Raw genomic sequence first — 22698 nt, 5'->3', positions numbered from 1 at the left:
GTCAGGGGGGCACGCCTTGCGGCGAACCGGTGATGCTGTGCATCCTGCCGCATGCCGGGCCCCGAAACGATGTCTCCACTGACCTCTCCGACCGTTGGCCTGGTGTTGGCGGCGGATGACCCCGAGGCCTTGGCCCGTTTCTACGGCTCCGTCTGCCTCTCGCCGCTGCAGGCTGGCTTGAGTGCCAGCCACTGGCAGCTGCCCTTGCCCGGTTCGGGCTGGATGGAGATCTACGCCCCCAGTCGCTCCAGACCACTCGCTCGCCAACGGGGACGTCTCGCCCTGGCGATCCAGCTCAGCGGCGGCGCATCCGGCCTTCAGGCTGCGGTCGAGCGGGCTCAGGCCCAGGGGGCCGCCCTGCTGGAGCCCCTGCGTCAGGAGCCCTTCGGTTGGGAGGCCTGGTTGAACGATCCCGAAGGCAACGCCCTGCTGCTGATTGCTAGAGAGACTCGCAATTGATTGCGGGGCGATGACGGCCACCTCCCTTGAACAGGACCTGGCGTCCTTGGCGGAGAGCTGCGATGCCTGTCGCCTCTGCAAGTTGGGCTCCAGCCGCAGCCAGGTCGTGGTCAGCCGCGGCAATCCCCAGGCGCGCCTGATGGTCATCGGCGAGGGTCCTGGTGCTCAGGAGGATGAGCAGGGACAGCCCTTTGTCGGTCGCTCTGGCCAGCTGCTGGATCGCATGCTCGAGAGCGTGGGCATCGACAGCAATCACGACGCCTACGTCTGCAACATCGTCAAGTGCCGGCCACCGGAGAACCGCAAGCCCACGGCCTTGGAGATGGCCTCGTGCAAGCCCTGGTTGGATCGTCAGATCGCCCTGGTGGATCCCGCGGTCATCCTGTTGGCTGGGGCCACGGCCGTGGAGGGCCTACTGGGCATCAAGGGCGGGATGACCAAGATTCGCGGTCAGTGGCGCCAATGGGAAGGCCGTTGGTTGATGCCCGTCTTCCACCCCTCGTACCTGCTGCGCAATCCCTCGAAAGAGCGCGGTGCCCCGAAGTGGCTCACCTGGCAGGACCTGCAGGATGTGCAGCGCCGTCTGGCCCAATTGGACGCTTCGTTGTGACAGGCTTGCCCCAACCGGCCTGCCCAACGCTGCTGCCATGACTGCCTCTCTCACCGCAACGCCCGAGGCGGGGCAGCTGTCCTCCCGTTACGACACGGTGATCCGCCGCCGCCAGACCCGCAGCGTTCGGGTGGGCGACCTCTGGATCGGGAGCGAGCACCCCGTGGTGGTGCAGTCGATGATCAACGAGGACACCCTCGACATCGAGGGGGCCACCGCTGGGATCCGTCGCTTGCATGAGGCGGGCTGCGAGATCGTTCGTGTCACCGTTCCGTCCTTGGCCCACGCCAAGGCGATGGGGGAGATCCGCAAGCGCCTGGAAGACACCTATCAGCCCGTTCCCCTGGTGGCTGATGTGCACCACAACGGCATGAAGATCGCCCTGGAAGTGGCGAACCATGTCGACAAGGTCCGGATCAACCCGGGCTTGTTTGTCTTTGACAAGCCGGATCCGAATCGGACCGAGTTCACCCCCGAAGAGATCGCTCAGATCGGTGATCGCATCACCGAGACCTTTGAACCCCTGGTCAGCCTCCTGAAGGCCCAGGACAAGGCCCTGCGCATTGGCGTCAACCATGGCTCCCTGGCGGAGCGGATGCTGTTCACCTACGGCGACACCCCCCTGGGGATGGTGGAGAGCGCCCTGGAGTTCATCCGCATCTGCGACCGCCTCGACTTCCACAACATCGTGGTCTCGATGAAGGCTTCGCGGGCTCCAGTGATGCTGGCCGCCTACCGGATGATGGCCGACCGGATGGATGCCGAGGGCTTCAACTACCCCCTGCACCTCGGGGTGACAGAAGCCGGTGACGGTGATTACGGCCGGATCAAGAGCACCGCTGGCATTGCCACCCTGTTGGCCGATGGCCTGGGAGACACGATCCGGGTGTCGCTGACCGAGGCACCGGAGAAGGAAATCCCTGTCTGCTACTCGATCCTGCAGTCCCTGGGTCTGCGCAAGACCATGGTCGAGTACGTCAGCTGCCCCAGCTGCGGACGCACGTTGTTCAACCTGGAGGACGTGCTCAACAAGGTGCGCAACGCCACCTCCCACCTCACGGGTCTCGACATCGCTGTGATGGGCTGCATTGTCAATGGCCCCGGTGAGATGGCCGATGCCGATTACGGCTACGTCGGTAAAACCCCCGGTGTGATTTCGCTCTACCGCGGCCGCGACGAGATCCGCCGGGTTCCAGAGGCCGAGGGCGTGGAGGCTTTGATTGCCTTGATCAAGGACGACGGCCGTTGGGTCGATCCCTGAGGCCCTACGGCTAACCCTTAGATATCTCCGGTTTTCACGCCAACTGAGCTGTGTGAATTGCAGCTACGTTGAAGCAATCTCCCGGCCTCAGGAGCGCCTTGATGACTCAGCCACGCGGCCTGTTGCTTGTTCTGGCCGGTGCCGGCGCAGTCGGGGCGATCTGCTTGCCTCCCCTCCTGATGCCCAGTTCGGCATCGCTGGTGAGCGATAGCCCGAAGGAAGTCATTGATCAGACCTGGCAGATCGTCTTCCGGGACTATCTCGATACCAACGGCAAATACACCACCGACAAGTGGAAGGACCTGCGTCGTCAGGTTCTCTCCAAGAGTTACGGCAGCACCAAGGAGAGCTACGAGGCCATCCGTGGCATGTTGGCCACCCTGGATGACCCCTACACGCGCTTCCTCGATCCGCGTGAGTTCAAGGAGATGCAGATCGACACCTCTGGGGAACTCTCCGGGGTCGGCATCCAGCTGAGCCTTGATAAGGACAGCAAAGAACTCACCGTTGTCAGTCCGATTGAAGGATCTCCGGCCTCCCGCGCCGGGGTGATGCCCAAGGACGTCATCACCGCGATTGACGGCAAGAGCACCAAGGGGATGACGACCGAGGATGCGGTCAAGTTGATCCGCGGCAAGGCCGGCAGCACCGTGACCCTGCAGCTCCGCCGCAACGGCAAGCTGCTGGATACGCCCCTGGTGCGTGCACGCATTGAGCTCCATGCGGTCGACACCCAGGTCAACACCAGTGCCGATGGCACCAAGATTGGCTACATCCGCCTGAAGCAGTTCAACGCCAATGCCGCCAAGGACATGGCGCAGGCGTTGAAGGATCTGGAGAAGGAGCAGGTTCAGGGCTACGTGCTCGATCTGCGCAGTAACCCCGGTGGCCTGCTGGTGGCGAGCATCGCCATTGCCCGCCAATGGCTCAATGAGGGGGTCATCGTCTCCACCAAGACCCGCGATGGCATCCAGGACACCAAGCGGGCGGTGGGCCGCGCCCTGACCGAGCGTCCCTTGGTGGTCCTGGTGAATGAGGGTTCAGCCAGTGCCAGCGAAATCCTCTCCGGTGCTCTGCAGGACAACCATCGCGCTGTGTTGGTGGGGGAGACCACCTTCGGCAAGGGTTTGGTCCAATCGGTTCGCGGCCTGATCGATGGATCAGGAATGACCGTGACGATCGCCAAGTACCTCACCCCAAGCGGTCGCGATATCCATAAGCACGGCATTGATCCCGATGTGCGCGCCAAGCTCAGCGCTCGCGAGATCCAGAGCCTGCGGCTGGAGGACCTGGGCACCCAGAAGGACAGCCAGTACCGCGTGGCTGAATCGACCCTGCTCAAGCAGGTCAAGGCTGCCGGCAGCCTGACGAAGTCACGTGCCTACAACCCCAGCAGTGCCAATGTCCCAGCGGCGCTGGCGGCTCCCGTTCAGTAGTTAGGCCACAAAAAAGCCCACGGTTGTTCCGTGGGCTGAGCTGATAACGCTTATGGGCTGACCTCAGGCGGCGCTGCCCACGGGTTGCATCAGGCCGCCACCAGGGGTGGAGTCGTCGTCATCGTTGCCGGTGTCTGCTTGAAGCAGAGCGAAGACACCCAGGGCCACCAGGGAGATCAAGCCAGAGACAAGGCTCAGGCCTCCGCCGAAGCCGCTGCTGAGATCGATGACTTCGCCGAGGCCGGGACCCATGAGCGTCCGTTACATCACTTCACGCAATTGTAACGGACTTTTGCGCTGGTCGCTCATCTTTGGCCTAAACCGCCAGCACGGCTTCGTTCTTGGCCTTCAGCTGTTCAGCCCGTTGGGCATCGGTCAGGCCATCGGCACCCGGGATCTGCTCGGCCATTTGCTTGAGCCAGTTCATCAGCTCCTCCACCTGTTTCTCCATGGGCAGGACCCCCAGACCCCGTGCCAGGACCTTGGCGGTGCTGCCGGAACCGGCCTGGTAGACGAGCCTGCCGTGCAGGTGTTGGGGTAATCCCTGGCGCAGCAGCCGGAAGGCTGGCTCCTCCATCGGGGTCTCCAAGGCGATGTTGGGTTTCTCGGGTTTGATCCGTGAGAAGCCGCAGCGTTTGGCCAGCAGCTTCAGCTCCATCAGCTGCAGCAGCGAGATGACCGGCGCCGGGATGGCGCCATAGCGATCCACCCAGTCGGCCGCCAGTTGCAGCAGGCTGTCTGGGCTGATGCAGTCGGCCGCGGCGCGGTAGGCCGCCATCTTCTCGTCGTTGTCGCTGATCCAGTCGCCGGGGATGAAGGCGGTGAGCTGCAGATCGATCTGGGTGTCGTCCACGGCGGGGATGTCCTGGCCTTGGATCTCGGCGAGGGATTCCTGGAGCATCTCCATGTAAAGGTCAAAGCCGATGGTCTCCATCTGGCCGCTTTGCTCCACCCCGAGCAGGTTGCCGACGCCGCGGATCTCCATGTCGCGCATGGCCAGTTGGTAGCCACTCCCCAGTTGGGCAAATTCCTGAATCGCGCGCAAACGCTGACGTGCCGCATCGCTCAGGGAGGCGTCACCTGGATAGAACAACCAGGCGTGGGCCTGGATGCCGCTGCGGCCGACGCGACCGCGCAGTTGGTAGAGCTGGGCTAGGCCGAATTTATGGGCGTCCTCGATCAGGATCGTGTTGACCCGGGGAATGTCCAGGCCGCTCTCCACGATCGTCGTGCAGAGCATCAGGTCGGCCTCGCCGGCGTTGAAGGCCACCATGGCGCTCTCCAGTTCGCCTTCGGCCATCTGACCGTGGGCGACCAGGAGCCGTAGGCCGGGAATCATCTGCCGAAGCCCTTCGGCCACCTCTTCGATGCCCTCCACCCGAGGGACGACGTAGAAGATCTGGCCGCCGCGATCAAGTTCCTGGCGGATTGCACTGCGAACCGCTTCCTCATCGAGGGCCGCCAGGTGGGTTTTGATCGGCCGGCGCAACGGCGGTGGCGTGGTGATCAGGCTCATCTCCCGCACCCCTGAGAGGCTCATGTAGAGCGTTCGCGGGATCGGGGTTGCCGAGAGGGTCAGGACGTCGACGTCCTTGCGCAGGGCCTTGATCTTTTCCTTTTGGTTGACGCCAAAGCGCTGCTCCTCATCCACCACGAGCAGGCCCAGCTCCTTGAACTGGGTGCCTTTGCCCAGCAGTTGGTGGGTGCCGACGACCACGTCGACGGTGCCTTCGCCCAGGCCCTCTTGGATCACCTTGCGCTCGCTGCTGGTGCGGAAGCGGTTGAGCAGGCTGACCTTGATGGGATAAGGCGCAAAGCGCTCCGAGAGCGAGCGCCAATGCTGCTGGGCCAGAACGGTTGTAGGGGCGAGCATTGCCACCTGCTTGCCTGCGGTGACGGCCTTGAAGATCGCGCGGATGGCGACTTCGGTTTTGCCGAAGCCCACATCACCGCAGACCAGGCGGTCCATCGGCTGGGGCTGCTCCATGTCCCGTTTGACATCGGCAATCGCCTTGACCTGATCAGGCGTGGGCTCGTAGGGGAAGGAGTCCTCGAGTTCGTTCTGCCAGGGGCCATCCACCGGGAAGGCGAAGCCCGGAGCCTTGTGCCGTTCGGCGTAGAGCTTGACCAGATCGAGGGCGACCTTGCGCACGGCCTTGCGCGCCCGCTCCTTGGCTTTGTTCCACGCGGTTCCGCCCATCCGGTTGAGGTCCGGGGGGCTGTCACTGGTGGCCCGGTAGCGCCCGAGGCTGCCCAGCTGGTCGGCGGCGACCCGCAGCAGGCCATCGGCGTACTGCACAACCAGATAGTCGCGGGCTTCGCTGCCAATCGCGAGCTTCTCGAGCTTCAGGAATTTGCCGATGCCGTGGTTGCGGTGCACCACGAAGTCGCCCGGGCGCATCTTGTTGGGATCGACCGTGCGGCTAGCGGCCTTGCGCCGGCGGCGCACATAGCCGCTGGCCGCCAGGGAGTGCTGGCCGAAGAACTCCCGGTCGGTGATCAGCGCCAGCTTCCAGGCCGGCAACTGCAGACCCTCGAGTTCAGCGGTGCCCTTGGTCTTGAGGGCGACGGGGGTGTTCTGCTCGATCAGCCGATCAATCGCCGGGTGATCCGCCGGGTTGGGCACGAAGCGGCTGATGCAGTCGTGCTCCTCCAGCAGGGCCACGGCCCGGCTGGGCTGGGCCGAGAGCAACCAGACCCGCGCCTTGTCCTTCTGGAAGCCTTTGATCAGTTCGGCGAGCTTGCCGAATTGGTTAGGGTAGGCCGGCACGGGCCGGCTCGAGAGGTCGAAATTGTTGGGGTGGTTGTCGCTCTCCTGGAGCTCCGCCAGGTCAAAGCCCTGGAAGCGCTCAGCAGCGGCCAGGGCCTCTTCGGGCCTGCGGTGCAGCACGGCCGGTAGCTCGACGCCGAGTTCAGCGCAGACCTCAGCGTGGTGCTCGATGGCGTGGTCGAACCACTGCTGGCCTTGGGAGAGGCAGTGGCGCCGCTCATCGATGGCGATCAGCGTGCCGTCGGGCAGGTAATCCAGCAGGGAGGCCGGCTCGCTCCAGGCCAGACCCATCAGCCGCCGCATCCCCTCCGGCGTTCCGCCCTCCAGCAGTTGTTCGCTGGCCTCGGGGCTGAGCAGCTGATCGAGACCCTCGGGCATGCCCTCACGCAGGGCATCGGCAATCAGGGGGCCGTAGCCGCTGGGGGTGAGCCGCACCACCTCGATCGGATCGAGGGAGCGCTGGCTGGCGGGATCGAATTCCCGCAGCTTCTCCAGCTCCTCACCGAAAAACTCGAGACGAACGGGGAGTTCGGCGCTGACCGGGAAGACGTCGACGATGTCGCCGCGGCGGCTCCAGCTGCCCTCCTGCTCGATGCTGGTGACCCGCTCATAGCCCAGGCGGGTCAGGGTTTCTCCGAGGGCCTCGAGCTCAAATTCATCCCCTTTGCGCAGGCTGAGGCACTGGGCCTGCAGGGCCGGCGGCGGCGGCAGGTGGGGCTGGAGGGCGCGCTCGGTGGCGACGATGGCGCAGCGGCCCTTGGCATCCAGCAGCTCGCTGAGCACCTGCAGTTGTCCCCAGGTGATCTCGCTGGTGGGATCGAAGGGTTCGTAGGGGCTGCCCTCGCTGGTGGGGTAGAGCTGGGCGCTGCTCCAGCCCATTAGCTCCAGCAGGGCGGCCCAGCGTCCGGCCTCCTCCAGGGTGGGCACGACCACCAGCAGCGGCGCCTCGGCGCAGCCCGCCAGGACGCTGCTGATCAGGGCCCGGGCGCCGCGTCCCGCACCGGAGAGCCGCAGGCGCTCATCCCTGTTGCACCGCTGCAGAACCTCTCCACTGAGGGCCACCTGCTGCAGTTGGCGCACCAGGGCGGAGAGGGGCATGGGGCTCAAAGCACAGCTGCCCATCTTGGCAAGAGAATGGTGAGCAGCTGAGGCGGGCTGCGGTGAGGCAAGGGAGGCGTCTGCTGCTGGCCCTGGCGCTTCTGTTGCTGGCCGGGGCGGGCCTGAGTCGGCTGGGGGAACCCGAGGGGGAGCTGGTTGCTGAGGAGGTCGCCCAAGCCGGTAGCTCAGCGCCTGCCCTGGCCCCGCCCTTGCCCCTGAACTGGCAACTGACGGCCTCTAGCCAGCGGGCCCTGTTTCAACGGCTGGATCAGGCGGATCAGCTCTGGCTGCCCCGGGTGGAGCGTCTGCCGGGCGGGGGGCAGCGGATCACCTATCGCCGTCGCCTGGGGGAGAAGCCCCTCACCGCTTCAGCGCTGCGGCAGTTGATCGCCCATCCACCCAGCTACAGCCGTGAGCGCGAGGCGATCAGCTTGCTGCTGGAGCAGCTGGAGTGCAGCGGTGTGGTGCTGGTGGTGCGCCAGCCCAAACAGAAGGGAGCCGCGGGTGAGTGGAATCCGCGTCGCGGTGAGTTGCGTCTGCGGCCCGATGTCGCCTCCAAAGGGACGGTCAATTTCACGCGGGTCCTCAACCATGAGGCGATCCATGTGGCCCAGAGCTGCAAGGGCGGCTCAATCCATGCCCGGCCGCAGCTGCTGGGACTGAGCCGCAGCCTGAACGCCTCAGGGCGGCGCCATCTGCAGCAGCCGCTCTATGCCAAGGCTTCGAGCGAGCAAAGGGGGCTCGAGGAGGAGGCCTACGCCAACCAGGAGCAGCTCAACCTGGGCTGGGAGCTGCTGGCGCGCCACTGCCGGCGCCGATGAGTGTTGTCTCCAGCTGCATGTTGAACGCCAGCAGCTGTTCATCACTCAACTGTTGACGACTACTGAGGTTGAACTGCTGCTCCAGGGCCTGGCGGCCGCGGTTGGCATCCCATTGCAAGGAGGCGAGCAGCTGATCGCTCTGCTGGAGCAAATCGCGCCGTCGGAGGGGAATCGACGCGGAGGCGGGATCGCAGCCCGGCTCGAGCACCCTGAGGCTGCGGACGTAGGCGGCCAGATCGGCGTAGTTGGTGATGCGGTTGCGGCTGGGGTGGCCGAAGGCCCGTTGCAGATAGGTCCCCTCTTGGCTGCGCTCCCAGCCCAAGCGTTTGAGCTGAATGTCGATCTCGGCGAGCTCATCACTCCAGTCCTCGGGATCGGTCGCTGGCTCTTGGGCCTCGACGACTGGAGCCTGCGGCAGGGTTGGCTGCACCGCCTCGGGATCGGCTGTCGGAGCGGGATCGCTGGTCTCCTCAGCGGGCGGCCGCCTGACCACGGCGTGGCGGACCGGTGGCTCAGCTGGTGCCGGTGCAGGTGCCGGCGCAGGGGCTTGGTGATTCAGCCGGCTTTGCAGCCGCTCCAGGGCCCGCTCCTCGGCGAGTTCGGCGTTCTCATCTTCCCCCAGGGCACTACCGAGGCACTGGGATCCCCTCCAGGCACTGAGTTGGACCACGCGCTTGCCGGCTTCGGCATGCACCAGACGCGCCCGAAACGACAGGCTGCTCTCCATGGTCGGCTCGTCGTTGTGGCGTTTCTACACTGGCGAGCCAAGGAAGGCTCTGCAGCAACGGCATGGAAGCGGAGTCAATTCCATCTCTATCGCCACTGATCCAATCGGCGGATCAGTGGGGTGAGCTGCTGTTGCTGCTGCCGTTGCTCGTGGCCCTGGAGGCGGTGCTCTCCGCCGATAACGCCATTGCCCTCGCGGCGATCTCAAGGCGGCTGCATGATCCGAAGCTCCAGGGCCAGGCCCTGAACCTGGGATTGGGGCTGGCCCTGGTCTTCCGGCTGATCTTGATTGCGGCGGCCCAATGGGTGCTGGACTTCTGGCCGCTGCAGCTGCTGGCGGCGGGCTATCTGCTGTGGCTCTGTGTCACCAACTTGAGGTCCAGCGAGGCTGAACCAGGGGATCCAGAGCCCAGCGATGACTCCGCAGCTGATGGAGCGGTCAAGGGGCTCTCGGGGGTGGTGGTCACCCTGGCCCTGACGGATTTGGCCTTTTCCCTCGACAGCGTGGCGGCGGCGGTGGCGGTGAGCGACAACCTGCTGTTGGTGATGATCGGCGGAGTGCTCGGGGTGGTGGCTCTGCGGCTGACCTCCGTGCTGTTTATCCGCTGGCTTGAGGTCTATCGCCACCTCGAAGCGGCTGGTTATCTGGCCGTTGGCCTGGTGGGGATCCGTTTGCTGCTGCGTCTGGTGGCGCCGCAAGTGGTTCCTCCGGAATGGGGGCTGTTGGCGGTCGTGGCCCTGCTCTTTGCCTGGGGCTTCTCCCAGCGCGTCCCTGAGGAGGCCGAGGGTTAGAGCCGATGCGCGTTGAACTGCGGCAGGCCGGCAGCAACCAACTGATCGACCGTCTCGAGCTCGAGGAGGTGCCCCAACCCGGGCGCTGGCTGGAGCTCCCCGAGCGGAGTTATCTGGTGCTGCAGCGCCACCACCGCTACCAGCTGCGCGGCGGGCGCTACGAGCTCAGCTCCATTGCCCTCCAGGTCAAGGCCCAGCGCCGCCCTGCGGATGCGCGCTGGTGGCAGGGGCAATGGGTCATCGGTGACCCCAGTTGTCAGTTCAATGCCCGCTCACCGCTTCTGCGTTGCGCGGTGCTGCCGTCGGGTCCCTGTGAGCGCTGCGCCCACCACAGCCTGCGCGGCGAGGGCTGATGGAGGGGCTCTGGCATCGGGGAATCGTGGCCAGAGGCCATGGCGTGGCCTCGGGGTGGGCCAGCGACAGTCCCTATCCCGCTGGAACGATTGCCCTGCAGTCGCCATTTTTTCTGCAGGGCGGCTTGGACCTCTCGGACTGTGTCCAGGGGACGATCAACCTGGACTTCCCAGGCTGCCGTTGGGTCTTACGCCACCCCGACTACTGCTTTGAGCAGTTGGCGTGGACACCGCTGCACCCGCCTGAGACCTTCTCGTTTTGGCGGGTGCTCCTGCGTCAGCCCTCGAGCGCCGCGGTCGAGGGCTGGATCTACCACCCGCACCCCGAGACCAAGGTTCGCCACTTTCAGCGGGACGGCCGCCTGGAGCTCCTGGCTCCCCGCTTGCCGGAGCTTGCGACGGGCGCAGCCCTTGAGTTGGCCGTCGATCCTGCGCGCTGCCGCCCCATCCCGGTTGCTCGTCTTCGGGCACGCCTGCTGGAGTTCCTGAAATTTCGGGTGCTGGCGGCACAAGAGACGTTTTTCCTGCAGGAGCTGCCCGTTCTGCGGCGCTGGCTTGATCAGTCCTGGCCAGAAGCCTCGGTGCTGAGCGATCAGGAAGTGCAGCTCACCCTGGATCAGGCCAGGCAGCTGTACACCGAGTCCTGAGCCGTAGGGTGAAGCTTCGCGAGGTTTGCTTATCTCCTCCCCCGATCGTTCTCTCCGGCAGCGTCGTCGGCCGGCTCCGGTGAAGCGGCTGTCGACCAGCGCTTCTGCAACAGCGGAGGCCCCCGCGGTGTTGCCGCCTGTCGATGAGGAGCAGCTGGCGGAGTCCCCGTTTACGGCACTGGGGCTCGGGCGTCCGATCGTTGAGGCCGTGCTGCAGAAGGGCTACAGCCAGCCCTCCTCCATTCAGCAGCAATGCATCCCGGCGGTTCTGGCGGGCCGCGATGTGATGGCAGCGGCCCAGACCGGCACCGGTAAAACCGCCGGTTTCACCCTGCCGATGCTGGAGCGCCTGCGCCATGGGCCCCACGCCCGCGGGCGAATTGTTCGTTCCTTGGTGCTGACCCCCACCCGCGAGCTGGCGGCCCAGGTGGCCGACAACGTCAAGGCCTACTCCCGGCACCTGGACCTGCGCAGCGATGTGGTCTTCGGCGGGGTCAAGATCAATCCCCAGATCACCCGGCTGCAGGCTGGCGCCGATATGTTGGTGGCCACGCCGGGCCGCCTGATGGACCTGGTGCAGCAGGGGGCGATCAGCCTGGATCGCGTCGAGATCCTGGTGCTGGATGAAGCGGATCGGATGCTCGACATGGGCTTCATCCGCGACATCCAAAAAATCCTGCGGCTGCTGCCGGCGAAGCGCCAAAACCTGCTGTTCTCGGCCACCTTCGAGACCTCGATTCGTCGCTTGGCGACGGGTCTGCTCCATGAGCCCGTCCAGCTTCAGGTCACCCCCGAAAACCGCACGGCGGCAACGGTTGAGCACATCCTTCACCCTTGCGATATGGCGCGCAAGCCGGATTTGCTCTGCCATCTGATCGCCAGCAATGACTGGCAGCAGGTGCTGGTCTTCTCCCGTACCAAGCACGGTGCGAATCGCGTCGCCGACAGGCTCAGTGCCGAAGGCATGGCGGCGGCGGCGATCCATGGCAACAAGAGCCAAGGGGCCCGCACCCGTGCCCTGGCGGGGTTCAAGAGCGGCGAGCTGCGGGTGTTGGTCGCCACCGACATCGCCGCCCGCGGCATTGACATTCATCAGCTGCCCCATGTGGTGAATCTCGACCTGCCCAACCAGGCCGAGGACTACGTCCACCGCATCGGCCGCACCGGTCGGGCGGGCCACAGCGGCCATGCCGTCTCCCTGGTGGCCGCTGAAGAGCATGAGCTGCTGCGGGCGATTGAACGCCTGACGGGCAAAAAGCTGCCCAAGCAGGAGATCCCGGGCTTTGAGCCCACGGTGCTCTCGGCTCCCCCGCTGGACCTGAGCGGCGGGCGCGGCCGCTCGAGCCGTGGTGGTGGTGGCAACCGCGGTGGTGGCAATCGCGGCGGTGTCAGCCGCAGCGGACGTCCCGCGGCACGCTCCTCCTCCCGCCGCCCTTGAGCCGGCGTGGGCTTTGATCCCAGGCGCTGGTCCGCAGAGCCGCGCCCGCAGCAGCGGGTCACGAGCAATGTGGACGCGCTGCTCCAAGAGAACGAAGCGCTGAGGCGTGAGGTGCGTCAGCTCCGCCGGCAGTTGGAGCACCTCCGCCAGCGACCGGAACCCAGCCGCCAGCATTGGCGGCCACCCCAAGCGCTGGTGTCCTCTGCTCAGGTGGAGCGCTGGGGTGCAGCACTGGCCGAGCAGAAGGGCTGGGCCGTTCTGCGCCAAAGCGGCCTGCAGGAGATGATTGAGCAGCTCAACCGCAGCAGCTTTCTGCCGCAGTTGAACCTGCAGCAGCGCCTTGACCATCTGGTGCCGGGTCTGGGACGGGATCTCTATGCGGCGACGGCCAGCCTGCTCAACAAAAAGCGCTGCGCCGTTTTGGCGGCCTTTGCCCTCTACGGCGTCAGTGCGATCGAATGGCTCGACGACGACCCCCAACGGGTTGTGCTGGAACTGCGCCAGCGGCAGAGGACCAGCAACCACAACAACAACCGCAGGACGCGCAGCGATCAGCGCCGCACGGACCGCCAGCACCAGTCGACCGATCAGGGACGGGACCCCCGCCGGGTGGCGGCCCTCTCGGTGCTGGGGTTGGAGTGGGGGGCCTCCAAACAGGCGATCAAGCAGGCCCACCGCCGGCTGGTGAAACAGCACCACCCCGATGTGGGCGGAACCGCGGAGGCGTTTCGGCGGGTGAACGACGCCTATCAGTTCCTGGTGGCCTAGTCCCCTAGGCGGTCGCCCGGCACCACGCCGAGTTGTTGCAGCAGCTGGGTGCCGTGGCTGGCGCTCTTCCCCTCCAGCTGGGCCTCGCGAATCAGCAGGGGACAGCCGGAGCTGGCCACCACCAGTCCGGTGGAGTCGACGCACTCCAGCACGGTCCCGGGGGTATGGCTGGACCCTTCGCCTGGATTCAGCCCCCAGCGTTCGGCCAAGGCTTTGGCCTCCGGGCTGAGTTCAGCGGTGAGACGTTTGATCAGGGGTTCAGAGGAGAGCACCTTCAGGCGCTTGCCCTTCCAGCTGCTGCTGGCGCCGGGGTAGAGCCCCATCACCTTGCGGTGGACGGCCAGGGCTGAGCCGGACCAATCGATCTGGAAATCCTCTTTGGCCAGCATCCGGGCGTAGGTCATGCCCTCCTCCGGCTGGACCCGCACGCCCAGCCGCTGCAGGCGTTCCTGTTCCGGGCCGGGTCCAGCGGCTTCGATCTGGGGTAGGGCTTCGACCAGGAGCTCGCCGGTGAGCTGGGCCAGTCGTTCGGCCAGCTGGTGGGCGTTCTCCCGGAGGCCGATGGGAATGGCGCGCTCCAGAAGCACCGGTCCGGTGTCGAGCCCCTCCTCCATCGCCATGATCCCGACGCCGGTTTCAGCGTCGCCTTCGATCAGGCTCCATTGGATCGGGCCTGCGCCGCGCCAGCGGGGGAGCAGTGAGCCATGGCCGTTCCAGCAGCCCAGGGGTGGTTGCTGCAGCACCTCACGCGGGAGGATTTGGCCAAAGGCAACCACGACGTAGACATCGGCCCCCAGTTCGGCAAGTTGTTGTTGACATTCAGGGTCCTTGCGGATCCGCTCTGGCGTGAACACGGGGATGCCGAGTTCCATGGCCCTGGCCTTCACGGGGGAGGGCACCAGTGCCTTGCCGCGCCCGCGCCTGCGGTCCGGTTGGGTGACGACACCGACTAGCTCATGTCCGGCGTTGACCAACGCGTCGAGGCTGACGGCGGCGTAGGCCGGGGTACCCCAAAACAGGATCCGCATCGCTTGCCCTTAGGCCTCGCCGGTCACCGAGAGACCCTCCACCCAGACCATCGGGCAGAGCCCGTCGGGGGTGACCTTGGCCTCGCCCTCGAAGCCGACAATCGCGTTAAGCACCTGGCGGATATCGCCGGCCACGGTGGCGGCATCGATGGAGCGGGCTTCGCCGCCCTTGATCAACCAGCCGTCGAAGGGCAGGGAGAAGGAGCCTTGGCTGGCCTTGACCCCGGCATGCAGGGCGGAGAGGGAGTCAATCCAGATGATTGGCTGATCGGCCTTGAACCGATCGAGACCGCTCTGGCCGCCGCTTGTGCCGGGGGTGGGGCCAATCTCAAACCAGTCGGGACCGACAGACACCTTGGCCCCGAGACCGGCGTGGCCGGTGGGGGCCACCCCAAAGGCCCGGGCCGTGGCCTCGGAGTGCAGGAAGTTCTTCAGTACTCCCCCCTCCAGCAGCGACAGCTTGCGGGTGGGCGTTCCCTCTCCATCGAAGTTGGAGGCGCCAATGTTGCCGGGGTGCAGGCCGTTGTCGTCGATCGAAAGGAAGGGCACCGCCAGGCTCTGGCCGATGGAGTCCTTCTGGCTGAGGCTGACCCCGTCCAGCACCGAGCGGGCGTTGAAGAGGTTGCTGAAGGCGCCGATCAGATCGAGGAAGGCCTCGGGACTGAGCACACAGGTGTAACGGCCGGTCTCCACCGGGGCGTAATCCAGGTGGCTGATGGTGCGCTCGGCGGCCTCGTCAATGCAGCCGGCAATGTCGAGGTCTGAGGCGCCGTAGGCCAGGCGTACGGCACCGGAACTGCGCGGTTTGCGGCCGCTCTCCTCGGCCCGGGCGTAGAGGTAGATGCTGGCGGTGGTCAGCTGCTGCTGACGGCAGGCCCCATCGCTGTTGAGGTAAATCCGTTCGCTGCTGCGCTCGGCCAGTCCGTTGTAGGGAACGGTGCTGATCGCCAGGTGGCGTCCGAGCAGATCATGCTCTGCGGCCTTGAGCTGCTCGAGCAACTTGAGGATGCCCTGGGGCTGATGCAGCGGTTGATCCAGGGCCGTCAGCGGTGCTGTGGCCAGGGGTGAGAAGGCAGGCGTCTCTTCGGCGTTCCCGAATGCCGCGGCATCCCGGGCACCGGAGAGGGCTCGCTCCAGTCCGCTTTGGGAGAGGTCCGAGGTGCTGGTGGTGCCGACCAGCCCTTCACTGTTCCAGACACGGATCGTGATCGAACTGCGCTGGGCCCCCTTGAGTTGCTTGGGTTCGCCGCGGTCGACCTGCACGGAGGTGTCGGTGCTGCAGGCCGCGCCGAGGTCCCACTGGCGGATGCCGTGCAGCTGGGCGATTCCCTCGAGCTGGCTGCGCAGCTGTTCGGCGTTGAGGCTTTGGTTGGTCTGGCTCATCTCAGCGGCCCCCCACGGTGATGGAGTCGACCTTGATGTGGGGTTGTCCGACGGTGACAAAGATGCTGCCGCTGACCGAACCGCAGAAGCCTGCGGCTAGCTCGAGGTCGTTGGCGCACATCGAGATGCGCGGCATCACTTCCTTGGCCTCGCCGATCAAGGTGGCGCCCTTCACCGGTTTGGTGAGCTTGCCGTCTTCGATCAGGTAGCCCTCCTCCACGGCGAAGTTGAACTGACCGGTGGGTCCGACACTGCCACCGCCCATGGACTTGCAGTAGAGGCCGCGGTCCACCGAGGCGATCAGGTCCTCCGGTTGATGGGGCCCCGCCGCGATGTAGGTGTTGCGCATGCGGCTGGCGGCGGCGAAGGTGTGGCTCTGGCGCCGTCCGCTGCCGGTGCGGGCATGGCCCGTGCGCAGTTCTCCAGCGCGGTCACTGAGGAAACGCTTGAGGACACCGTTCTCGATCAGCACGGTGCGTTGGGCCTCCAGTCCCTCGTCATCCATCGAGAGGGAGCCAAAGGCGCCGCCCGTCAGCCCTTCATCGATGGCGGTGACGGCTTCATGGGCGATCGTCTCGCCGACCTTCTCGGCAAAGGGGGTGGTGCCGCGCTCCACCTGGGTGGTTTCCAAGAGGTGGCCGCAGGCCTCGTGGAAGATCACTCCACCGAAGCGGTTAGCCAGCACCGCTGGCATCTGGCCGGCCTCGACGTAGTCGGCGTAGAGCATGTTGCCGGCACTCGTACAGACCTCATCGGCGGCCTGGGCGACATCCCACTGGCGCAGATCGTCTGGGCTGTCGGAGGTGCCGTAGCGGCGTCCGACGCCGGCCCGGTGATCACCATCGGCGGCCAGGACATTGAGGCCAACAGATTGATGCAGACGGATGTCCCGGCCAAAGGTGCCGTCACTGGCGGCCACCATCACTTCCTGCCAGTCCCGGGCATAGCTGCCCCGGCGGGCCTGGAGATGCTTGCCCTTCTGCTGCAGCTGGGCCGTTCCCTCCAGCAGCTTCTGGGTGCTCTCGGTCAGCTCAGGGCAGCTGCTGAGCCAGAGATTTTTCTCCAGGGCGAAATCCCTGAGGGCCGGTAGACCTTCGAAGCCGCTGAGCCCCGTTCCGTCCAGGTCCAGTCCCAACATCCCGAGGGCTTGGGTCAGCGCCGTCGTCAGTCCGGCCTCGCTGAGGTCGTTGGTGCTGACAAAGCCGTCCCGCTGGTCCCGAAACACCCGGATGCCAGCTCCCATGCCGAAGGCCGGCGTCACGCTCGTGATGGTGTCCTGTTCGGCCAGGACACCGAGGTGATCGGTCCGCTCCAGGAAGATCTCAACGAGATCGGCGCCGGCGGCTTTGCCCATCGCCAGGAGTGATTCCAGGCGCGGGCTCCAGCGCTGATCAAAGGGGCCGAGTAACAGCTCAGCGTGGGACGGGATGGAGGCAATCACGCGGGTTGTTGACGGTTGGGCATGGATGGCAGCGGGCCATCACGGTCCTAGCAAGAAGGCCCTGGCCAAAGCGACCAGGGCCTAACCCCCTACGGGGAACTGCGAATGACGCAGGAATCAGCGAACGGCGGGCTGGTAGTTCTCGCTGCGGATGGGGTTCGTGAAGAACAGCTTGGCCATCTCGGCACCGTTGGCGACCCAGTAGGGCAGCTTGCGCAGAACCTTGAGGGGAGCTGGGGCGTTGCCTTCATCAGCAGCGCTGAGTTTGTCGTTGTTGCGCACCAGGCGCTCAAGACGCGTATAGAACTTCGGATGGTCGACGTTCAGGACCACGGGGAAGACCCGCGCGGTGGTCTCGTTGGTCTTGGCGATGACGTACTTGTCGTACTCGCGGGCATCGAGGCCGAGGGCTTCGTAGAACTCCTTGCGAGCCACGTCCCGGACGTACATCGTCGCGAACACGGCCAGCAGGAAGAAGCGACACCAGAGGCGAGCACGCAGGCCGGTGACGCTCTTGGGCTGCGCCTTCATCAGGGCATCGAAGAAGTCGCCGTGTCGGTTCTCGTCTTGGCACCAGTTCTCGAAGAAGTTGAAGATCGGGAAGATCTTGCTGTCGGGGTTCTTCTCGAGGTGGCGGAAGATGGCGATGTAGCGCCAGTAGCCGATCTTCTCGCTCAGGTAGGTGGCGTAGAAGATGTATTCGGGCTTGAAGTACGTGTAGGCCTTGTTGGCGGTGAGGAAGCCGAGGTCGAGCTGCAGACCGAAGTCGCTCATCGACTTGTTGAGGAAGCCAGCGTGGCGGGCCTCATCGCGGGCCATGTGAGCGAAGCACTCGGCCAGCAGCGGGTTGCGCTCTTTGATCCGACGGCTCAGTTCCTTGTAAAGCAGGAATCCGGAGAACTCGGAGGTGCAGCTCTGCTCGAGGAACTCGACGAAGACCTTCCGGGTCTCGGGATCGAGTTTGTCAGCGGCGCCTTCGAACTCCTCGTTGCGAACGAAGTGATGGCGGTTGTAGTCCTTGCGGAACTCCTCGCAGATGGCTTCCAGCTCATCGGCGTTGGGGCTGAGGTCCATGGCAGCCATGGCCTCGAAATCCGTGGTGTAGAACCGCGGAGTCAAGATTGTGTCCTTCACCGGATCCTTCGTGGCCGGTGCATTGGGCGTGCCGATGGCTGTTGCGGCGTCAGATGAGGCAACGGCGGTGGGAGGCACCATCGGGCGGCTTGAACGGAGCAAAACCCATCGTAGGCGGCTTTGGTGCCAGCCCGTTGACGGGCTTCATCACTCGCAGGTTTAGTTGGCCCCGAGCCATTTCTGACCATTCAGACGCTGCACCAGCCGTGAGACCAGCAGCGCCTGGGTCATTTTTTTCTCGTCAATCAAAAATGACTCCAGCAGGCTCGGTTCGCTGCCGGCTTCAGCCAGGGCGATGGTTTTGGCCGAGCTGATGGAGTCGCTGGTGAAGCAGAGCCAGAAGCGTCGTCCATTGGGGAGGCTGCCCTTCACCTGCCAACAGCTGCTGCCGACCACGGGCATGGGCCCCTGCTCAAAACTCAGGTTGCAGTCGCTGGGGCCGCCGTAGGCCTCGATTTCCTTGGCCAGAGCCGGAATCAGCAGATTCGGGACAAACTCCGCGAAGGGCTTGTCTTCCGGGGCCGGAGGTTTCGCCGCCTTGGCTGGCTTGGCGTCTGCGGCGCTTGCTGCGGGTTGGGCGGAATCGGTCACCGGCGCAGGCCTCAATCCAGACGTTGGCTGAACTTTAGGGAGTGCTCACCACTCCTCTGAGCTGCTGCTTCCCCAATCGTCAGGATCGGGGCTGCTTGCCGCAGGTGGGGGTGTCGCGCTGGCGCTGCTTTGGCCGCGCCGGATGACGCGAAAGGGAACTGACACCGTTGGGGCGGGATCGGCGGCCCCGCGGCTGGGGCCAGCCCAGGCGGTTTGCGGACGTTCTGGCTCAGTTTCGGCCCCCCAGTCCTCCCGCTCGGGCGCTGCTCGCCGCGGGCGCTCTTCAGCTGGCGGGCTGAATCCCGCCCAGGACTCGGGCTCAGGGCGGCGGCGAACGGAGCGGCGGGGCAGGATTTGCGGTCCTCCGCCCTGCAGAGCCAAGGCTGCCCCGGCCGCGCTGAGGCCAGCCCCCAGGCTGGATGCCCCGGCGATCCAGAGGCCCAGGGGCAGGGCGGGTGAGGTCCAGGTGAGGACGCGCACGGCCACCGCTGGCTTGGGGTTCACCGCTCCCACGACAAGGGTCGCCAGCAATGGCGAGAGCAGCGGCAGCAGCAGGATGCGTTTCAACACAGGGGCGATGGAGTGCCTCAGGGCTGGATCGGACCGGTCCAGCGCTGCAGCTGACCGAGCTCATAACCGAGGCAATCGAACACGCGGATCACCAAAAAGTCCACCATCTCATCCAGGGATGTCGGCTGGTGATACCAGGCGGGGGCGGGGGGGCGATCCGCGCTCCCGCCTCCGCCAACGTGGTGAGGTTGCGCAGGTGGATCAGGTTCCAGGGGGTTTCCCGCGGACAGATCACTAGCGGCCGGCCTTCCTTGAGATGGACATCCGCGCAGCGCTCCATCAGATCGGTGGCGACCCCTGAGGCGATTCGCCCGACGGTTCCCATGGAGCAGGGAAGGATCACCATCCCGCGGGTGCGGTGGCTACCACTGGCGATGGCCACGGATTGATCATTCCAGCGGTGGCAACGCAGCTCCCCGCTGCTGCAGCCAAGGCGTTCGCGCCAGAAGGCTTCCTGGGCGGATGGCTCGCTGGGGACACGCACACCAAGTTCGGCTTGCCAGACGCCGATCGCTCCGCGGCTGACAATCAGATCGACGGATTCCCCGGCTAGAAGCAACAGCTGGAGGGCCCGCTCGGCCAGGGGTTGAGCACTGGCTCCGGAGACGGCCAGAACGATGGGCAGCGGCGCTGCCTGGGCGCTGCTGTCGCTCAACGCTCAGTCCTCGCCGTCCGCGTCAGTGTCGCTGGAGTCGTCGGGGCTGAACTCCTCGTAACCCTCGGGCAGGACCACGGCCAGATCGATCTGATGCCGCAGGACATCGACCTTTTGGATGGTGACTTCCACCTGGTCGCCCAGCATGTAGGCGCGGCGGTTCTTGCGACCCACCAGCTTGTTCTGACGGGAGCGGTACTCGTACCAGTCGTCCTTCAGGGAGCTGACGTGCACCAGGCCCTCGACGTGCGACGGAGGGACTTCAACGAAGAAGCCATAGCTCTGTACGCCGCTGATGGTTCCGGTCAGGGTTTGGCCCACAAGCGGTTCGGCTTGACGGGCCTGGGCCATGGCCAGGGCGTCGCCCTGGAGTTCGCTCACAAAGCGGCCGCGCTCGTTCAAGCGATGCAGCAGTGCTCCTGTGAGGGCCTCCTCGACGGGGGAAAGCTGGCTGGCGGTGAGCAGGGGCCAGTCGATCACCCCATGGCTTTCATCGGAGGTGATGTCGACGCGGGTTTTGTGCCGCACGGAGGGACGATCTTTCCCCTCACTCATCAACAGCACCAACAGGTGCTGGTTCCAGAGGTCGGCGTAGTGCAGGGCCGCACAGCACCAAGGGGCGTAGGCCTTGTCCTCTGCGGCCAGGGTGTTGCTGCCGGGCTCTGCACTGAGGCTGACGGGTTTCAGGGGGTCCCGCAGTTGCTGTTGCAGCACCCGGGCGCGGTCGCTGGCGGCGAAGGCCACGGCCAGCTCCTGGGCGCTGGCGTTGCCATCGGCGGAGAGTTCCAGGGGGATCTCGAGGGCCAGAGCGGCTTTGGCCACGTCGTTGAGGGCCTCGGCATCGGGCGCACCATTGAGGGCATAGATCGCCGGGAGCTCCAGAGCGGCCATGTGGCGTCCCAAGGCCCGGTGAGCCTGGAGGACCATCTCCCGCAGCAAACCGGCGGTGGAGAGGGCTGGATCCAGCTGAACCATCCAGCCCTGGCGGCGCTCATCCGGCTCGGGAATCGCTAGCTCCGCGAGCCCCTCCAGGTTGGGGATGCCCAGGTCCAGATCAATCGAGCCCTGGCTCAGGCGGTTCTGCCGGAGGGTCTGGGCCAGGGCGATCAGCTGCTCCAGCAGGGGCAGTTGATCCTTGAGCCCCTTCAGGGCGGCAGGGGTCGTGCGCGCCTTCGGTTTGCGATCGGCCAGGGCCTGCAGGGCTTTGGTGTCAACCAGCCCGTCGGCCGAGATGGTGCTCCGGCAGAAGCGAAAGTGCTCCAGCTGCCCTTCGGCGTTGAGATCGAGGGCCACCGAGAGGGCCGCAGCGGGCGTTCCGGTTTTGAAGGCCGCTGCTTTGGTGGTGGCGCTGGGCAGGTAGGGCAGCCAGCTTTCACCGACGCAGAGCGCTTCACTCCGCTCCCGCAGGAAGAGTTCCAGGGCGCTGCCAAAACCCACCCGTTCAGCAATGGCAGGGGCGTGCACCCAGAGCCGCTGGCCGTTCTCCAGGGATTCCAGGGAGACCGCTGGCAGGAGTGGCGCTTCAGCACTGCCCCAGAGCTGCAGCACCAGGGTGGGTAGAGCGCTCAAGTCATCCCGGGATTTGAGGTCGAGGGCCTTGGGCGTGCTCTTCGGTGCGGCCGGCAGCTCCCGCAGACCGTGTTTGGTCAGCAGCAGATCCAGATCAGCCTCCGGTCCGGCATTGACCGCAAGGCTGCGGGCGACGTGGCCCTCGGGGGCGAGTTGCCCGACGGGGTAGCGATCGACCTTGACCTCCACCACGGCTTCGGTGGCGGGTTTGAGATGCTCGCTATCTCCGGCCGGCAGGTTGATGGCCGTCAACAGACGGTCGTCCAGGGGGACCGCCACCAGGAGGTCGTTTTGCTGCTCCACCTGGGCCAGGAGGCTGGTGGTGTTGCGCTGCAGGATGCATTGCACCCCGCCCTCCGGTGAGCGCCGACGCCCGCCCTCACGGGTAACCCGAACCAGGACCCGGTCACCGTTCCAGGCGTGGTTGAGCTGGTTGTCGCGGATGTAGATGTCTTCTCCGCCGTCCTCGCGCAGGGCGAAGCAGAACCCTTTGCTGCTGCAGCGAAGCCGGGCTTCGATCAGGCCCTCGTCCTCGACGCGACTGATGCCCTCGTCGGCTTCCTCGAGCACCCCAGCGCGGGCGAGGGCAGTGAGGGCGATGCGCAGCTGTTCCTTGTCGGCCTTGGTGCTCAGGCCCAGTCCTTTCTCAAGCTTGCTGAGGCTGAGGGGCTCCTGCTGCGGGAGCTGCTCGATGAGGTCCGCGACCGTGAACTTCATGGCTGTTGGGGTGGGCTTCTGCGGAGCGGACAAGCCCAAATGAGGTGGTGGTTCTGCGTGCCCCAGGCATCACTTGAAGACGGCCAACGCCTTCGAGTGCTGCTGAAGCCTCACCATCCTACTCAGCGTCCTGGGCGATTTCCTCGGTTTCGTCGTCCTGGCCGGCTTTTAAGAGCAGACGGCCGCCGATCACGAGAAAACCCACTGAGGCGGCCAGCTGCAGGGCATCGGTCGGGATGACGGCGGAGAGGGACCCCCCGGCGCCTGCCCCCAGCAGGCTGGCGAGAACCAGAGCGCTGGCACTGCCGGCGAAGACGGCGCCGCTGCGGCTCGAGGTGCCGCTGATGGTGACGATCGCCAGTTGGGTCTTGTCGCCCAACTCGGCCAGGAAGACCGTCAGGAAGGTTGAGGCCAGGAGAGGGAGCTGCATG

At 65.7% G+C, this 22698-nt stretch carries 21 protein-coding genes and 1 pseudogene; 10 read left to right on the top strand and 12 right to left on the bottom strand.

Annotation, left to right across the window (positions count from 1 at the left end):
- The first annotated feature begins 69 nt into the window (after positions 1–69).
- The 4 genes from CB0205_RS0111525 (at position 70) to CB0205_RS0111510 (ending at position 3766) form a co-directional block, all read left to right on the top strand.
- Entirely contained in the window at positions 70–459 is a 390-nt protein-coding gene (locus CB0205_RS0111525; protein ID WP_043706042.1) for a VOC family protein, read from the top strand.
- Positions 460–469: 10 nt separating this feature from the next.
- Positions 470–1069, top strand: coding sequence for a uracil-DNA glycosylase family protein (locus CB0205_RS0111520; RefSeq protein WP_010317508.1), 600 nt, complete (start codon positions 470–472; stop codon positions 1067–1069).
- A 37-nt stretch (positions 1070–1106) separates the two neighbouring features.
- Positions 1107–2330, top strand: a complete 1224-nt coding sequence (ispG, locus tag CB0205_RS0111515; RefSeq protein WP_010317506.1) for a (E)-4-hydroxy-3-methylbut-2-enyl-diphosphate synthase — start codon at positions 1107–1109, stop codon at positions 2328–2330.
- Between the two features lie 101 nt (positions 2331–2431).
- Positions 2432–3766: a S41 family peptidase gene (locus CB0205_RS0111510; RefSeq protein ID WP_029626349.1), complete on the top strand. Its 1335-nt coding sequence runs from the start codon at positions 2432–2434 to the stop codon at positions 3764–3766.
- Positions 3767–3829: 63 nt separating this feature from the next.
- On the opposite strand, the gene CB0205_RS0111505 is transcribed toward CB0205_RS0111510, so the two are convergent.
- A complete protein-coding gene (locus CB0205_RS0111505) occupies positions 3830–4018 on the bottom strand; it encodes a hypothetical protein (protein ID WP_010317502.1) in 189 nt (62 codons plus the stop codon).
- Positions 4019–4082: 64 nt separating this feature from the next.
- Positions 4083–7634, bottom strand: a complete 3552-nt coding sequence (gene mfd / locus CB0205_RS0111500; RefSeq protein ID WP_010317501.1) for a transcription-repair coupling factor — start codon at positions 7632–7634, stop codon at positions 4083–4085.
- A 62-nt stretch (positions 7635–7696) separates the two neighbouring features.
- On the opposite strand from mfd, the gene CB0205_RS0111495 reads away from it, so the two are divergent.
- Positions 7697–8455: a hypothetical protein gene (locus tag CB0205_RS0111495; protein ID WP_010317500.1), complete on the top strand. Its 759-nt coding sequence runs from the start codon at positions 7697–7699 to the stop codon at positions 8453–8455.
- Here CB0205_RS0111495 and CB0205_RS0111490 read toward each other — a convergent pair.
- Positions 8409–9182 carry a hypothetical protein gene (locus CB0205_RS0111490; protein ID WP_010317499.1) on the bottom strand — a complete coding sequence of 258 codons (774 nt, stop codon included), beginning with the start codon at positions 9180–9182 and terminating at the stop codon, positions 8409–8411. The genes CB0205_RS0111495 and CB0205_RS0111490 overlap by 47 nt on opposite strands.
- Before the next feature lie 62 nt (positions 9183–9244).
- Between CB0205_RS0111490 and CB0205_RS0111485 the strand changes: the two genes are divergently transcribed.
- From CB0205_RS0111485 to CB0205_RS0111465, 5 genes are all read left to right on the top strand, one after another.
- Positions 9245–9973 (top strand): DUF475 domain-containing protein, encoded by a 729-nt coding sequence (locus CB0205_RS0111485; RefSeq protein ID WP_010317498.1) that lies wholly within the window; start codon positions 9245–9247, stop codon positions 9971–9973.
- Positions 9974–9978: 5 nt separating this feature from the next.
- Positions 9979–10326, top strand: a complete 348-nt coding sequence (locus tag CB0205_RS0111480) for a DUF6464 family protein (protein WP_010317497.1) — start codon at positions 9979–9981, stop codon at positions 10324–10326.
- Positions 10326–10973, top strand: a complete 648-nt coding sequence (locus CB0205_RS0111475; RefSeq protein ID WP_010317496.1) for a hypothetical protein — start codon at positions 10326–10328, stop codon at positions 10971–10973. The genes CB0205_RS0111480 and CB0205_RS0111475 overlap by 1 nt, the downstream gene beginning before the upstream one ends.
- 154 nt (positions 10974–11127) lie before the next feature.
- A complete protein-coding gene (locus CB0205_RS0111470) occupies positions 11128–12411 on the top strand; it encodes a DEAD/DEAH box helicase (protein ID WP_029626348.1) in 1284 nt (427 codons plus the stop codon).
- A gap of 6 nt (positions 12412–12417) precedes the next feature.
- Positions 12418–13179 carry a J domain-containing protein gene (locus CB0205_RS0111465; RefSeq protein WP_010317492.1) on the top strand — a complete coding sequence of 254 codons (762 nt, stop codon included), beginning with the start codon at positions 12418–12420 and terminating at the stop codon, positions 13177–13179.
- Here the strand turns inward: CB0205_RS0111465 and fmt are convergent.
- From fmt to CB0205_RS0111420, 9 genes and pseudogenes are all read right to left on the bottom strand, one after another.
- The gene (gene fmt, locus CB0205_RS0111460) at positions 13176–14207 is read right to left on the bottom strand and encodes a methionyl-tRNA formyltransferase (RefSeq protein WP_010317491.1); all 1032 of its coding nucleotides are present in this window, start codon (positions 14205–14207) and stop codon (positions 13176–13178) included. The two genes, CB0205_RS0111465 and fmt, sit on opposite strands and share 4 nt — an antisense overlap.
- Before the next feature lie 9 nt (positions 14208–14216).
- Positions 14217–15590 (bottom strand): TldD/PmbA family protein, encoded by a 1374-nt coding sequence (locus CB0205_RS0111455; RefSeq protein ID WP_010317490.1) that lies wholly within the window; start codon positions 15588–15590, stop codon positions 14217–14219.
- Position 15591: 1 nt separating this feature from the next.
- A complete protein-coding gene (locus CB0205_RS0111450; RefSeq protein ID WP_083797941.1) occupies positions 15592–16944 on the bottom strand; it encodes a TldD/PmbA family protein in 1353 nt (450 codons plus the stop codon).
- 204 nt (positions 16945–17148) lie between these two features.
- The gene (acsF, locus tag CB0205_RS0111445; protein WP_010317488.1) at positions 17149–18246 is read right to left on the bottom strand and encodes a magnesium-protoporphyrin IX monomethyl ester (oxidative) cyclase; all 1098 of its coding nucleotides are present in this window, start codon (positions 18244–18246) and stop codon (positions 17149–17151) included.
- A 78-nt stretch (positions 18247–18324) separates the two neighbouring features.
- Positions 18325–18756 carry a DUF2996 domain-containing protein gene (locus CB0205_RS0111440; protein ID WP_010317487.1) on the bottom strand — a complete coding sequence of 144 codons (432 nt, stop codon included), beginning with the start codon at positions 18754–18756 and terminating at the stop codon, positions 18325–18327.
- 45 nt (positions 18757–18801) lie between these two features.
- Positions 18802–19323 (bottom strand): hypothetical protein, encoded by a 522-nt coding sequence (locus CB0205_RS14790; RefSeq protein ID WP_050778488.1) that lies wholly within the window; start codon positions 19321–19323, stop codon positions 18802–18804.
- Between the two features lie 20 nt (positions 19324–19343).
- Positions 19344–19951 (bottom strand): annotated as a pseudogene (locus CB0205_RS14785) (flavin prenyltransferase UbiX).
- A 33-nt stretch (positions 19952–19984) separates the two neighbouring features.
- Complete coding sequence (locus CB0205_RS0111425) at positions 19985–22267, bottom strand: RNB domain-containing ribonuclease (RefSeq protein ID WP_010317482.1); 2283 nt, start codon at positions 22265–22267, stop codon at positions 19985–19987.
- Positions 22268–22385: 118 nt separating this feature from the next.
- Positions 22386–22697 carry a TMEM165/GDT1 family protein gene (locus tag CB0205_RS0111420; RefSeq protein ID WP_010317480.1) on the bottom strand — a complete coding sequence of 104 codons (312 nt, stop codon included), beginning with the start codon at positions 22695–22697 and terminating at the stop codon, positions 22386–22388.
- Position 22698: the final 1 nt, after the last annotated feature.

Origin of the sequence: Synechococcus sp. CB0205 (assembly GCF_000179255.1) — a bacterium.
Taxonomy (GTDB): domain Bacteria; phylum Cyanobacteriota; class Cyanobacteriia; order PCC-6307; family Cyanobiaceae; genus Vulcanococcus.
The sequence above is the reverse complement of the archived record's forward strand: the minus strand, read 5'-3'. Positions and strand labels throughout refer to the sequence as shown.

What these genes read in the sequence shown, in the direction of transcription:
- CB0205_RS0111490 (WP_010317499.1), bottom strand. Translation starts at nt 9,182, where the DNA reads ATGGAGAGCAGCCTGTCGTTTCGGGCGCGTCTGGTGCATGCCGAAGCC.
- CB0205_RS0111510 (WP_029626349.1), top strand. Translation starts at nt 2,432, where the DNA reads ATGACTCAGCCACGCGGCCTGTTGCTTGTTCTGGCCGGTGCCGGCGCA.
- ispG (WP_010317506.1), top strand. Translation starts at nt 1,107, where the DNA reads ATGACTGCCTCTCTCACCGCAACGCCCGAGGCGGGGCAGCTGTCCTCC.
- CB0205_RS0111485 (WP_010317498.1), top strand. Translation starts at nt 9,245, where the DNA reads ATGGAAGCGGAGTCAATTCCATCTCTATCGCCACTGATCCAATCGGCG.
- CB0205_RS0111420 (WP_010317480.1), bottom strand. Translation starts at nt 22,697, where the DNA reads ATGCAGCTCCCTCTCCTGGCCTCAACCTTCCTGACGGTCTTCCTGGCC.
- CB0205_RS0111455 (WP_010317490.1), bottom strand. Translation starts at nt 15,590, where the DNA reads ATGAGCCAGACCAACCAAAGCCTCAACGCCGAACAGCTGCGCAGCCAG.
- acsF (WP_010317488.1), bottom strand. Translation starts at nt 18,246, where the DNA reads ATGGTGCCTCCCACCGCCGTTGCCTCATCTGACGCCGCAACAGCCATC.
- CB0205_RS0111505 (WP_010317502.1), bottom strand. Translation starts at nt 4,018, where the DNA reads ATGGGTCCCGGCCTCGGCGAAGTCATCGATCTCAGCAGCGGCTTCGGC.
- CB0205_RS0111480 (WP_010317497.1), top strand. Translation starts at nt 9,979, where the DNA reads ATGCGCGTTGAACTGCGGCAGGCCGGCAGCAACCAACTGATCGACCGT.
- CB0205_RS0111520 (WP_010317508.1), top strand. Translation starts at nt 470, where the DNA reads ATGACGGCCACCTCCCTTGAACAGGACCTGGCGTCCTTGGCGGAGAGC.
- CB0205_RS0111450 (WP_083797941.1), bottom strand. Translation starts at nt 16,944, where the DNA reads ATGGGCAAAGCCGCCGGCGCCGATCTCGTTGAGATCTTCCTGGAGCGG.
- fmt (WP_010317491.1), bottom strand. Translation starts at nt 14,207, where the DNA reads ATGCGGATCCTGTTTTGGGGTACCCCGGCCTACGCCGCCGTCAGCCTC.
- CB0205_RS0111525 (WP_043706042.1), top strand. Translation starts at nt 70, where the DNA reads ATGTCTCCACTGACCTCTCCGACCGTTGGCCTGGTGTTGGCGGCGGAT.
- CB0205_RS0111425 (WP_010317482.1), bottom strand. Translation starts at nt 22,267, where the DNA reads ATGAAGTTCACGGTCGCGGACCTCATCGAGCAGCTCCCGCAGCAGGAG.
- mfd (WP_010317501.1), bottom strand. Translation starts at nt 7,634, where the DNA reads ATGCCCCTCTCCGCCCTGGTGCGCCAACTGCAGCAGGTGGCCCTCAGT.
- CB0205_RS0111475 (WP_010317496.1), top strand. Translation starts at nt 10,326, where the DNA reads ATGGAGGGGCTCTGGCATCGGGGAATCGTGGCCAGAGGCCATGGCGTG.